This window comes from Streptomyces sp. SID13666, assembly GCF_010548325.1.
Classification (GTDB): domain Bacteria; phylum Actinomycetota; class Actinomycetes; order Streptomycetales; family Streptomycetaceae; genus Actinacidiphila; species Actinacidiphila fildesensis.
The window spans coordinates 1-12,289 of record NZ_JAAGLX010000018.1 but is presented as its reverse complement, the minus strand read 5'-3'; the positions used below and the strand labels follow the sequence as shown (position 1 = coordinate 12,289).

Sequence of the window (12,289 nt, the reverse complement as noted above, 5' to 3'; positions counted from 1 at the left end):
AGTCCCCGGGGCCGCCCCGTGCTTGCCAGGCTATGTCTTTGTGAACGCGTGCACAAAGATAGTGTCCGCTTTGTCCAGGGGAAGTGACCGGCATCACGCACTCCCATTCCGGACATTAGGAACCATTTGCTGTGCCGAATCGTTCCACCCCTTCGGGTCGTTCGGTATTTCCGCCGACCGAACCACCGGACGATCAACGGAACGCCGCCCCAGCCAGAGCGCGTCGGCCTCCGGCATATGCGCGATCACCGGCCACTCCACTCCCGCCGCCGCCTCCACCGCTCCGGGCACGCCGGCCCGGTCCGGTGCGTCCGCCGCGTAATGGGCGAACAGCCGCGCGGTGGCCCGCGCGTCACCCAGCGCCGTGTGCGCCGCCCAGTCACCCAGTCCGGCGTCCGCTACGCAAGCCCCCAGCGAGAATCCGCGCGGAGCGGGCACCCGGGAGATGGCCATCCGCATGGTGCACAACTCCGGCACGGCCGGCAGCGTCACCCCGAGCCGCGCGTACTCCGCGACCAGGAATGCCCGGTCACAGCCCACGTTGTGCCCCACCAGCACCCTGCCGCGCAGCAGCCCCAGCAGTTTCGGCGCGATGCCCGCGAACGTCGGGGCACCGCCGAGGTCGGGCCCCTCGATGCCATGGATGTGGGTCGGGCCGACCGGCCCCTCGGGATCGATCAACGTGCTGAACTCTCCCTGCGGGACACACTCCCGGTCGAGCAGCACGACCGCCACCTCGATCACCCGGTGCCGTCGTGAACTGGACCCGGTGGCCTCCAGGTCCACGACGGCATAGCCGCCAGACCCCTGGAACCGTCCGGAGAGCACGCGCCCACACTCCTCACGCCTAGCCCCCGGGTGTACAAAACGAACTCGATGGTAATCGAATACGCGCACCACGAGTAACGCGCTCAAATCACCCGTCGGCCAGGAACGCCTCCCACCTGCGACGCAGCCGGATCCGTGTCGACCCGGCCTCAGCCGGTGAGCGCGGTACGCAGCCGCTGCTCGTCGACCCGCCAGAAGTCGTGCTGCTCGCCGTCGACCAGCACCACCGGAATCTGCTCCCAGTACTTGCGGTACAGCTCCTCGTCCTGCGTGATGTCCCGTTCCTCGACCCGGGAACCGAGCTCCCCCGCGACCTTCTCGATCACGGCACGGGCGTCGTCGCACAGATGGCAGCCGGGCTTGCCGATCAGCGTCACGGTGCGGTCGGCGGGATCCTTGCGGGCGCTACGGCGCAGGAGAGGACTCATTCGAGACATTGTGCCCCCGACCGCCACCGGCGCAGCCGGCCGGCGGGTAACACGTACGTCGCGAGGAGTTCACGCCTTCGCTCCTTACGCGGCAAGGACCGGCCGAACAAAATGGCTATGCTCGCCGCATGGCCGCTCTGCAATGGCTCACCCCCCGTAGGCGCTCCGCCACCGCGCGCAGCGTGCTGGCAGGCGAGGCCGCGGCCGAGGCCGCACTCGCGGCGCCGGAGAAGGAGCCGGAGAAGGAATCCGCCGCGCCCGAGTTCCCCGTCGTGGGGGATCCGCACGCCGCCGCCTTCTTCGACCTCGACAACACCGTGATGCAGGGCGCCGCGATCTTCCACTTCGGCCGCGGCCTGTACAAGCGGAAGTTCTTCCACAAGCGCGAGCTCGCCCGCTTCGCCTGGCAGCAGGCCTGGTTCCGGCTCGCCGGGTCCGAGGACCCCGAGCACATGCAGGACGCGCGGGACAGCGCGCTGTCGATCGTCAAGGGGCACCGCGTCGAGGAGCTCATGGCGATCGGCGAGGAGATCTACGACGAGTACATGGCCGAGAAGATCTGGCCGGGCACCCGGGCACTCGCCCAGGCCCACCTCGACGCGGGCCAGCGGGTCTGGCTGGTCACGGCCGCGCCCGTGGAGACCGCGACGATCATCGCCCGCCGGCTCGGCCTGACCGGCGCGCTGGGCACCGTCGCCGAATCCGTCGGCGGTGTCTACACCGGCCGGCTGGTCGGAGAACCGCTGCACGGCCCGTCCAAGGCCGAGGCGGTCCGGGCGCTCGCCGGCGCCGAGGGACTGCAGCTGTCCCGCTGCGCCGCGTACAGCGACTCGGCGAACGACATCCCGATGCTGTCGCTGGTCGGACACCCGTACGCGATCAACCCCGACACCCGGCTGCGCAAGCACGCCCGCGCCCACGGCTGGCGGCTGCGCGACTACCGCACCGGCCGCAAGGCCGCGAAGATCGGCATCCCGGCCGCGGCCGGGGTCGGCGCCGTCGCGGGCGGCGCGGTCGCCGCGGTCGCGATCCACCGACGCCGCCGCTAAGGCGTGTTGCGAAAGTCCCGCCTGGCCCACGGGCGAACGGCGCCACTTTCCGCAACACGCCCTAGATCCGGCACGCCGACGGCCCGTCGTACCCCCCTCTGGACCCACCGCAGTCGCAGCACTGCCACACAGCCACAACACGCACTCCCCGCGAGCAATTCACGAACAGATGCGGTCAACTTCGGTTCATTGTTCGATAATTGATCGATCACCAATGCACCAAGGAACCGACGTAACCGGCGATTTAGGCAACACGGTGTAGCGCCGCCTGTACGAAGCGTTATTCTCCTCAGACGCAATCGGAACCCACACGTCGACCACGGCGGGTGCACGGTCCCGTACTGCACGTGATGGAAGTTCTGCCTCTGGGAGTCCCGTGTACCCACACGACGGGGTTGACACCTCCGGCCTGGCAACGCTGCGCGCATTGGTGAACGACTGCCTGCGTGTCGTCCCCGCGTTCGCCGAGCCCGCCCTCGCCACGCCCTTTCCCGCCGGCCCCGCGTACGCACTGGCCGAAGTCAGCACCGCCGCAGGCAGACGCACCCGGAACAACCCGCAGAGCGGCTCGGGCAGCAACGCTGCCGGAGGCCCCACCGCTCGACGTCCCGCCGCGGACAGTGACAGCGGCCGGATGATGGACCTCGTCGAGCGGGCCCAGGCCGGCGAGACCGAGGCCTTCGGCCGGCTCTACGACCACTACTCCGACACCGTCTACCGCTACATCTACTACCGCGTCGGCGGCAAGGCGACCGCCGAGGACCTGACCAGTGAGACGTTCCTGCGCGCCCTGCGCCGGATCGGCACCTTCACCTGGCAGGGCCGCGACTTCGGCGCGTGGCTCGTCACCATCGCCCGCAACCTGGTCGCCGACCACTTCAAGTCCAGCCGCTTCCGGCTCGAGGTCACCACCGGCGAGATGCTCGACGCCAACGAGGTCGAGCGCAGCCCCGAGGACTCGGTGCTGGAGTCGCTGTCCAACGAGGCGCTTCTCGTCGCCGTCAGGAAGCTCAACCCCCAGCAGCAGGAGTGCGTGACGCTGCGCTTCCTGCAGGGCCTGTCGGTCGCCGAGACCGCACGCATCATGGGCAAGAACGAAGGGGCGATCAAGACCCTTCAGTACCGAGCCGTGCGAACCCTGGCCAGGCTTCTCCCCGAAGACGCCCGGTGAGACTGAGTTGTCCCTTTTTCCCCACCCTCTCCGGCCTTTTTTCCGGCCGCTCCGGTCCGATCATCATGACCGCGTAACCCAACTGGCGCGGCGCTCGTTGCACCACATGCAGACACCTCTCTGCCGCGCTCTGGCCGCTTCCAGTCACTCGATTGGGTGGACAGAAACAAGGAATGCAACCTTCCGGGCGGCTTCGGGAGTCGAGTGTGGATGACGAGAGGAGGTGCCGCCCATGATCGGACAAGCAACGGCACACCGTCGGGCGAACGCCTTCGCCCAGGCCCTTGAGACTGCCGGTTTTCCGGGGAAAGACCCCCGGAACTCCGACAGCGCACCCCAGGAGCCCACCGGCGAACACGGCGCCCATGCCACGGACCGGCACGCCGACCCCGATCAGGGGCGGCTGCTGGCACTGGTCGGCGCCATCGGCAACCGGCAGCCGCCGGTGCTGAGCGCCGAGGCGAAGACGGTGCAACGTGCCCAACTGATCGCCGCGATGGAGACCGCGCTTGCCGACGGCAGCCTTGAGGTCTCCCCCAAGGTCCCCGAGCAACGCACCGGCGGCGCGCACCGCGCCACCGGGCTCGGGAAGCTCAGGCCACGATCCCGCTGGTCCCGCCGGCTCGCCGCCGGCGGGCTCTCCGTGGGCGTCGCGGCCGGGGCCCTCGGCGGCGTCGCGGCGGCCAGTACGAACGCACTGCCAGGGGACACCCTCTACGGCCTCAAACGGGGCATGGAGGATCTCAAGCTGGACATGGCCAACAACGACGCCTCCCGGGGAAGCGTCTATCTGGACATGGCCGCGACCCGCATGCAGGAGGCCCGGCGCCTCATGGAGCGGGGTCGCTCCGGCGAGCTCGACAGCGAATCGGTCGGCGAGGTCCGCCGGGCGCTCTCCGGTATGCACCAGGAGGCCGCGGAAGGCCACCGGCTGCTCACCGAGGCGTACCAGCGCGACGGCTCGCTGCAGCCGATGGAGCTGCTGAACGAGTTCAACGCCTCGCACCGCGAAGGCTGGAGCCAGCTGCGCGACCGGCTGCCCAGCCAGCTCGGTGATGTGAGCAGCCAGGTCACGTCGGTCTTCGACGCCATAGAGCACGATGTCGCGCCGCTGGCCGGCAAGCTCCCGAAACCCCAGGGCAGCGAAGGCCCCGCGCACCGTCAGGCCGGCAAACCCGGCTCGGTCGGTACCGGTCACAGCGGCACAGCGACGCCGGCGCCGCACGCCCCCGCCACCGCGGAAGGCCACAGCGGCACACCGGGCACCACCGACAGCCCGAGCGCCGGCGCCGGCAAGGACCATCTGCTCGGCGGTACGGACGGACTGCTGCCCCCGTCACCGGGCACCGGCGGCGAGAACCCGTCCGACCCGGCGGCCTCCACGCCGCCGTCCGTCAACCTGCCCCCGCTGCTCCCCGGCCTGCTCCCGGGCCTCGGCCTCGGGGCGGAGGACGCCAAGGAGTAACCGGCGGTCGTGCAGGTGAAAGGGGTGGGTCCTGGCCATCGGCCAGGACCCACCCCTTTGACGTCCCGCAAGAACTCAGAAGAACACGGACCGCCGCTGCACCAGCAGCTTGTACAGCGTGTGCTGGATGGTCTCCCGGACCTGGTCCGTCAGGTTGAAGACCAGCATCGGGTCCTCCGCCGCCTCCGGCGGGTAGTGGTCGGTCCTGATCGGCTCGCCGAACTGGATCGTCCACTTCGTCGGCAGCGGCACCAGGCCCAGCGGCCCCAGCCAGGGGAACGTCGGTGTGACCGGGAAGTACGGCACGCCCAGCAGCCGTGCCAGCGTCTTGGAGTTGCCGACCATGGGGTAGATCTCCTCCGCGCCCACGATCGAGCACGGAATGATCGGCGCCCCGGTCTTCAGCGCCGTCGCGACGAAGCCGCCGCGCCCGAAGCGCTGCAGCTTGTAGCGGTCGGCGAAGGGCTTGCCGAGACCCTTGAAGCCCTCCGGCATCACCCCGACGACCTCACCGCGCTCCAGCAGCAGCTGCGCGTCTTCGGTGCAGGCCAGCGTGTGGCCCGCCTTGCGGGCCAGCTCGTTCACCACGGGCAGCACGAAGACCAGGTCGGCGGCGAGCAGCCGCAGATGCCGGCCGGCCGGGTGGTGGTCGTGGACGGCGACCTGCGCCATCAGCCCGTCCAGCGGCAACGTCCCGGAGTGGTTCGCGACCACCAGGGCCCCGCCCTCGGCCGGGATGTTCTCGATGCCCTTGACCTCGACCCGGAAGTACTGGTCGAAGAACGGCCTGAGCACCGACATGAGCACCTGGTCGGTGAGCTGCTCGTCGTAACCGAACTCGTCGACCTCGTAGTCGCCGGTGATCCGGCGCCGCAGGAACGACAGCCCGTGCGCGACCTTCCGGTCCCAGCGGGCGCCCATCAGCCGCTCGGCCGCACCGCCGAGCGCGTCGGCCAGGGCCTCGGCGACTCCCGAGGCGGGCGCCGTGCGCGGCGCGCCACCGCCGTCGGTGACTCCGGTGCCTCCCGTTGCCCCCGGGTCGCCCGCGGGGCCGTCCTGGCCCTGCTGCACGCCCTCAGGGGCGGTCGCGGGAGCGCCCGCGGGGTCGGCGTCGTCGCGCGGAGCCCGCGGCTCCGGTGCGCCGGCCGGTTCGTTCGGGAACTCCGCCGGGACGGCGGACAGCGGTGTCGCCGACGCGGCCCCTTCGTTCTTCTTGCGGGACCCCGCCCGTCCGCGCGGCCGACCCGGCCCCCGACGGGCACGGGTGTCCTCGTCGAACGGGATGACCTTGGCGTCCGCCATGCTGCGGCTCCTCCTCGTCGGTGCTCTCACGTCCGGTTGGCGCCCGCGGGAAGTGCGGCGGCGATCGCGTCGACCGTGCGGGCGAGCCGGTCGGGCGGCAGCAGGCCGGGGCCACGGCTGCGGGCGAAGTCGCAGAAGGTCTCGGCCGTCGTGTAGCGCGGCGCAAAACCGAGCGTCTCACGCATCTGTGTGGTGTCCACCACTCTGCCGTGCGTCAGCAGCCGGATCTGTTCCGGCGAGAAGTCGGTGACCCCCGCCGTGCGCAGCATCTGTCCGACCCAGGTGACGGCGGGCAGCAGCACCGGGACGGTGGGGCGGCCGAGCCGCCTGGCGGTCTGCGACAGCAGCAGGACGCCGTCGCCCGCGATGTTGAACGTGCCGCTGTTGAGCGTCCCGCGGCGGGCGTCGAGGGAGGCGAGGACCAGTACGTCGGTCACATCGTCCTCGTGCACGAACTGCAGCCGCGGGTCGTAGCCGAACACGGTCGGCAGCGCCGGCAGCGAGAAGTACTCCGCGAGCGGGGAGTCGGCCTGCGGGCCGAGGATGTTGGCGAACCGCAGGACGGCCACCGCCACGTCCGGCCGGCGGCGCGCGAAGCCGCGCACATAGCCCTCGACCTCGACCGCGTCCTTGGCGAAGCCACCGCTGGGCAGTGACTTCGGCGGCATGGTCTCGGTGAACACCGCCGGGTCGCGGGGCGCGGAGCCGTAGACGCTGGTCGTCGACTTCACCACGAGGCGGCGCACCGTCGGGGCCTTCTGGCACGCCCCCAGCAGCTGCATCGTGCCGATGACGTTGGTCTCCTTGACCTGCGCCCGGCCGCCGGAGCCCAGCGGGGTGCCGCTGACGTCCATATGGACGACGGTGTCGACGGCGTGCTGGGCCAGCACCTTGGCGATCATCGGGTGCCGGATGTCCGCCCTGACGAATTCCGCGTTGCCCAGCTGGTGCTCGGGCACCTCGGCGTCCACGCCGATCACCCGGTCGACCTCCGGATCATGCTGGATCCGGCGGACGAACCGGCTGCCGAGCTTTCGCGCGACTCCGGTGACGAGCACCACCTTGCCCACGATTCAGCGCCTTCCGTCAGGGATGTACGCACCGTATCGGTTCGATGTTGCGCTGTGATGACGGCCTCCGGGCCGTTGGCCACGGCGGCCGCACCGGAACGACCCCCGTACGGCGGGCGCCCCGCCCCTTCGGCTACCCCCGGGTAGCCGAGGTACCCCGGAAACGCAGCTGCCCTCCCACCGCCGTGCGGAGCACGGTGGTGGGAGGGCAGGAAGTGCAGCGAGTGGCTCGCTTACTTCTTGTTGCGACGCTGCACACGCGTACGCTTCAGCAGCTTGCGGTGCTTCTTCTTGGCCATACGCTTGCGCCGCTTCTTGATGACAGAGCCCACGACTACCCTCGCTTCGTTTTCACTCGGTGCGGGGCGTCCGAGCCCACACGACCTACGTCGGCCAAGCCTACCCGCCCCGAGGGGGCGGGTAGAACCGAGGCGACCGAGAAGGCCGTCAAGCAGATTCCCCCACCCCCACGTAGGACTCACGCAGATAGTCGTGGACGGCTTGTTCTGGCACCCGGAAGGACCTGCCCACCCGGATCGCCGGCAGATGGCCGCTGTGTACCAGTCGGTACACGGTCATCTTGGACACACGCATCACTGAGGCGACCTCCGCCACAGTCAGGAAAACGACCTCGTTGAGAGGCCTGTCGCTAGCAGCCATGACACACCTGAACCTTCCGCACATGACGGCCACCGGCTTCCCCTCCGGTGACTCCAGCAGGCACGTGCGCTCCTCCCCAGATTAGGTGCGGGTGATGCAAGTGGGGAAGAGGAGTTGCGATCGGTTGACTACTGTGACAGACACGCTCGATTGAGTACATAGCGTGTAAGCGGCCGGTAGTAATCGGACCGCACAGCGTCATCAAGCGGAACGGCGACGGAAACCCGACCCTCCGCCTCGGCCACGAAGACCGCCGGATCATCGGCGTCCGCCAGCCCGATCGCCTCGATGCCCAGCTGACCAGCCCCGCAGACCCACCCGTGATCACCGACCACCAGTCCCGGCAGCTGCCCCCCACGGCCGGCCGCGGCGGCCAGTGCGGTACGAACCGGGAGGGGGGAGTGCGTGTGCGCCCCGGGCTCACCCGAGGTGGGGAGCGCGTCCACGGTGCGGACCATCGCGACTCCGCCTACGTACCAAAGGTTGTGCTGGCGTAGTCCGAATCGGGTCGGAATGTCGATACGTCGACCATGCGCGGAGGTGAGGACAGGACATCCCGCCGCCGACAACGCGGCAGCCAATCCGGCGTAGAAGCCCAGGAGTCGGTGCGGATGACCTGTTCCGATCAGCACCGGAACCCGGTCAACAGCCGCCCGCGCCAATCGTTCCGCAAAAGCGTCGAGTGCCGCCACCGTGCAGTCGGGGTCGATCACATCCTGCCCCGAAGTGTGTCCGGGATCCGGGGAAACCCCGCATCTTTCGGCCATCAGCCGCAACAACTCCGCGGTACCCCACGCCCCTTCGGGGTCGAGGCCGAGCGTCTGGCGCGGATCGCGTGCCGCGAACATCCGATAACTGAGCAGACTTTTCTCCCGGGGCGTCGCCACGGGACCGGCCAGCCGGGCCGCCAGCAGATGCGCGCGCAGCGCGCCGACACTCAGCACGCCTTCGATACTGCCGTCCATGCCGCCGTCATCCACCCGAAACCGGAAAACGCACCCCTTGCGGGTGATTGGTGCTCAATACCACCCATCCCGCTCGCTTCTCCTGCCCGCCCGTTCGGCCGGCTCAGGCCAGCAGGCCGTGCAGCGGGAACACCGCGCGCCGGGTCGCCAGAACCGCCTGGTCGAGGCGGTCCGCCGGGTCGTACCCCGCCTCCTCGAAACTCCGCCAGACGACCGGGTGACGGCCGTCCGTCATCCGCGCGGGCGCCACGGCCCGCGCCGCCCGGTACACCTCGTGCCGCCACGCCTCCGGCGTCTCGGCGGCGGGATCGATCGGCGTGCCCGCGGCGATCGCCACCAGATGCGTCCAGGAGCGCGGTACGACGTCCGTCACCGCGTAGCCGCCCCCGCCGAGCGCCACCCACCGGCCCTCCGCGTGCTCGTGCGCCAGCTCGTGACACGCCTCGGCGACCGCGCGCTGCGCGTCCAGACTCACCGCGAGATGCGCCAGCGGGTCCTCGAAATGGGTGTCCGCGCCATGCTGCGAGACGACGACCTGCGGCCGGAAGGCCGCGATCAGCTCCGGTACGACGGCGTGGAACGCCCGCAGCCACCCCGCGTCGCCCGTCCCGGCCGGTAGCGCGATGTTCACCGCCCCGCCCTCCGCGCCGGCGCCACCGGTCTCCTCCGGCCAGCCGGTCTGCGGGAACAGCGTCCGCGGGTGCTCGTGCAGCGAGATCGTCAGAACGCGCGGATCGTCCCAGAAGACGGCCTGCACCCCGTCCCCGTGGTGCACATCGACATCCACGTAGACCACGCGCTCCGCACCGAGCTCCAGCAGCCGCGCCACCGCCAGCGCCGCGTCGTTGTAGACGCAGAAGCCCGCGGCGGAGCCCGGCATCGCATGATGCAGGCCGCCGGCGAAGTTCACCGCGTGAGCAACGTCACCGCTCCACACCGCCTCGGCCGCCCCGACGGACTGCCCGGCGATCAGCGCGGAGGCCCGGTGCATGCCCGCGAAGGCCGGGTTGTCCTCGGTACCGAGGCCGTAGTCCAGCTCCACCGAGTGCGGATCGGCGGAGACCCGCCGCACCGCGGCCACGTAGTCGGCGCGGTGCACCAACCCCAGCGTGGAGTCCCCGGCGGCCGGCGCGGAGGTCACCTTGAGCGCCTGGTCCAGCCCGAAAGCCTCGACCAGCCGCATCGTGAGCGACAGCCGCACCGGGTCCATCGGATGCCCGGGGCCGAAGTCGTAACCTGTTACCTGCTCATCCCACATCAGCTGTGCGCGGCCGCTCATGGCCGACACGGTATCGGGCCTCGCCGGTGTCGAACGACTTGGCATAGAGCAGGGTCGCCAGCACCAGCACCATGGGGATCAGCATCGCGCCCCGGTAGCTCCACGCGTCACCGATCGCACCCACGAGCGGGGCGCCGATCAGGAAACCGACGTAGTTGAAGATGTTCAGCCGCGCGATGGCCGTGTCCGAGGCGCCGGGGAACAGCCGTCCCGCCGCCGCGAACGTCGTCGGCACGATGACGCACAGCCCGAACCCCAGCAGCGTGAACCCGAGCATCCCGGCCCACGGGCCCGGCGCCGCCGCGACCACCCCGAACCCGACCGCGGCGAGCACCGTACCGGCCCGCACCACGGCGGCCCCGCCGAAGCGCCGCACCCCGAGGTCCCCGGCCGCCCGGCCGAGCAGCGTCGTCACCATGTAGATGTTGTACGGAACGGTGGACAGCTGCTCCGAGCTCCCGAGCGTGTCCTGCAGGTACTTCGCGCTCCAGTTGGAGACCGTCGAGTCCCCGATGTACGCGAAGGCCATCACCAGGCAGAGCGGCAGCAGCAGCCGCATCACCACGGGTGTCGCCACGGGAGCCGCCGCGCCCTCGGCCACCGGTTCCGGCCGCTGGTCCACGTACCAGCGGCTCCCGATGAGAACGAGCGGGATCAGCACGACGGCGACCGGCGCGTAGAGCACCGCGAGCGACAGATGCCAGTGCGCCCCGGCCCACGCCAGCGAGGCGCCGGTGATGCCGCCGAGGCTGTAGGCGGCGTGGAAGCCGAGCATGATGCTCCGGCCGTAGGTGCGCTGCAGGCTCACACCCAGCATGTTCATGGAGGCGTCGAGCCCGCCGACACAGATGCCGAACAGGCCCAGCGCCACGGCTATCTGCCACATGGCGTTCCCGGAACCCGCCGCGACCAGGACCAGCGCGACCAACGGCTGGACCCACCGCAGTACGACACTGGGCCGCACCCGCTTCACCAGGTGCTCGGTCGCAACGCTGCCCGCCCCGGCCAGGATCGGCACCGCGGCGAGGAAGACCGGCAGCAGCCCGTCACTGATGCCGTAGCGATCCTGGATCGCCGGGATACGGGTCACGAGCAGAGCGAAAACCACGCCCTGGCTGAAGAAGCTGACCGCCAGCGAGGCCCGGCCATGCCGCAGAGATGCGTCCATGAGCGAGCAGCGTAGATCCCGAAGCTACGGATGAGTAGGTGTTGCGGGTCACAAGTTAGACGATCAGATCCAGGAGCTCGGGCATCTCGCTGAACAGGGCATTGGCGTCCCCGAGCTTGGCCGCGGGAGTCATCGCGGTGAACCCGTACACGTCCATCCCGGCCGCCACGGCCGCCTGCACTCCCAGCGGGCTGTCCTCGACGACCGCGCACCGCCCGGGAGCGATTCCCATCACCTGTGCCGCGTGCAGGAAGAGGTCGGGCGCCGGCTTCCCGCGCCCGACGTCCTGCGAGCTGAAGATGCGCTCCTCACCGAAGTGCTCGAAGAGCGCGGTCTTGTGCAGCGCCACCCGGATCCGCTCATGGCTCCCCGACGAGGCGAGACAGTACGGCACCCCCTCCGCCGCCAGCTTCCCCAGGACGTCCCCGACCCCGGGCACGGGCTGGAGGTCCCGCCGGAACGCCTCGAACACCCGAGCGTGGAAGACGTCGTTGAAGTCCGCCGGCAACTTCTGCCCGGACTGCTCCAACACCAGCTCGTGGACCCGGTGCATCGCGGAGCCCATGTAGTCGCGGATCGACTCCTCGTACGACGTGGGGTGGCCGAGGTCCGTGAGATAGCCGGCGAGGATCCGGTTGGAGATCGGCTCACTGTCCACGAGGACGCCGTCGTTGTCGAAGATGATCAGGTCGTAGCGCATGGCACCACTGTAGGGAACGCCGGTATCGACAACGCAAAGAAGCCCCCAGGCAATAGCCTGGGGGCTTCTTCTCAAAAATTGTTCGGCGGCGTCCTACTCTCCCACAGGGTCCCCCCTGCAGTACCATCGGCGCTGAAAGGCTTAGCTTCCGGGTTCGGAATGTAACCGGGCGTTTCCCTAACGCTATGACCACCGAAACACTAT

General features: G+C 69.9%; 13 protein-coding genes and 1 rRNA gene. 3 read left to right on the top strand and 11 right to left on the bottom strand.

Annotated features, from left to right (window positions below):
• Positions 1-93: 93 nt before the first annotated feature.
• Positions 94-828 carry a 3'-5' exonuclease gene (locus tag G3I60_RS22725; RefSeq protein ID WP_164297511.1) on the bottom strand — a complete coding sequence of 245 codons (735 nt, stop codon included), beginning with the start codon at positions 826-828 and terminating at the stop codon, positions 94-96.
• 149 nt (positions 829-977) lie between these two features.
• Complete coding sequence (locus G3I60_RS22720) at positions 978-1,256, bottom strand: glutaredoxin family protein (protein WP_138355127.1); 279 nt, start codon at positions 1,254-1,256, stop codon at positions 978-980.
• A 128-nt stretch (positions 1,257-1,384) separates the two neighbouring features.
• On the opposite strand from G3I60_RS22720, the gene G3I60_RS22715 reads away from it, so the two are divergent.
• The 3 genes from G3I60_RS22715 (at position 1,385) to G3I60_RS22705 (ending at position 4,941) form a co-directional block, all read left to right on the top strand.
• Positions 1,385-2,305 carry an HAD family phosphatase gene (locus tag G3I60_RS22715; protein WP_164297509.1) on the top strand — a complete coding sequence of 307 codons (921 nt, stop codon included), beginning with the start codon at positions 1,385-1,387 and terminating at the stop codon, positions 2,303-2,305.
• Between the two features lie 376 nt (positions 2,306-2,681).
• Positions 2,682-3,476 carry an ECF subfamily RNA polymerase sigma factor, BldN family gene (locus tag G3I60_RS22710; RefSeq protein WP_138355125.1) on the top strand — a complete coding sequence of 265 codons (795 nt, stop codon included), beginning with the start codon at positions 2,682-2,684 and terminating at the stop codon, positions 3,474-3,476.
• Between the two features lie 232 nt (positions 3,477-3,708).
• Positions 3,709-4,941 (top strand): DUF5667 domain-containing protein, encoded by a 1,233-nt coding sequence (locus tag G3I60_RS22705; RefSeq protein WP_138355124.1) that lies wholly within the window; start codon positions 3,709-3,711, stop codon positions 4,939-4,941.
• Positions 4,942-5,016: 75 nt separating this feature from the next.
• On the opposite strand, the gene G3I60_RS22700 is transcribed toward G3I60_RS22705, so the two are convergent.
• The 9 genes from G3I60_RS22700 to rrf form a co-directional block, all read right to left on the bottom strand.
• Positions 5,017-6,243, bottom strand: coding sequence for a lysophospholipid acyltransferase family protein (locus G3I60_RS22700; protein ID WP_164297506.1), 1,227 nt, complete (start codon positions 6,241-6,243; stop codon positions 5,017-5,019).
• Between the two features lie 26 nt (positions 6,244-6,269).
• Positions 6,270-7,313 (bottom strand): NAD-dependent epimerase/dehydratase family protein, encoded by a 1,044-nt coding sequence (locus tag G3I60_RS22695; protein ID WP_164297505.1) that lies wholly within the window; start codon positions 7,311-7,313, stop codon positions 6,270-6,272.
• Positions 7,314-7,546: 233 nt separating this feature from the next.
• Positions 7,547-7,645, bottom strand: coding sequence for an AURKAIP1/COX24 domain-containing protein (locus G3I60_RS22690; RefSeq protein ID WP_003948845.1), 99 nt, complete (start codon positions 7,643-7,645; stop codon positions 7,547-7,549).
• Between the two features lie 115 nt (positions 7,646-7,760).
• Positions 7,761-7,973: a helix-turn-helix domain-containing protein gene (locus tag G3I60_RS22685; RefSeq protein ID WP_164297503.1), complete on the bottom strand. Its 213-nt coding sequence runs from the start codon at positions 7,971-7,973 to the stop codon at positions 7,761-7,763.
• A 128-nt stretch (positions 7,974-8,101) separates the two neighbouring features.
• Positions 8,102-8,917, bottom strand: coding sequence for a phosphatase (locus G3I60_RS22680; RefSeq protein ID WP_164297552.1), 816 nt, complete (start codon positions 8,915-8,917; stop codon positions 8,102-8,104).
• A gap of 124 nt (positions 8,918-9,041) precedes the next feature.
• The gene (locus tag G3I60_RS22675; RefSeq protein ID WP_138355121.1) at positions 9,042-10,217 is read right to left on the bottom strand and encodes an acetoin utilization protein AcuC; all 1,176 of its coding nucleotides are present in this window, start codon (positions 10,215-10,217) and stop codon (positions 9,042-9,044) included.
• Positions 10,186-11,385 (bottom strand): MFS transporter, encoded by a 1,200-nt coding sequence (locus tag G3I60_RS22670; protein ID WP_187144971.1) that lies wholly within the window; start codon positions 11,383-11,385, stop codon positions 10,186-10,188. The genes G3I60_RS22675 and G3I60_RS22670 overlap by 32 nt, the downstream gene beginning before the upstream one ends.
• Positions 11,386-11,440: 55 nt before the next feature.
• Entirely contained in the window at positions 11,441-12,085 is a 645-nt protein-coding gene (locus tag G3I60_RS22665) for an HAD family phosphatase (protein ID WP_164297501.1), read from the bottom strand.
• 80 nt (positions 12,086-12,165) lie between these two features.
• Positions 12,166-12,282: ribosomal RNA gene (gene rrf, locus G3I60_RS22660) — 5S ribosomal RNA — on the bottom strand.
• Between the last annotated feature and the right edge of the window lie 7 nt (positions 12,283-12,289).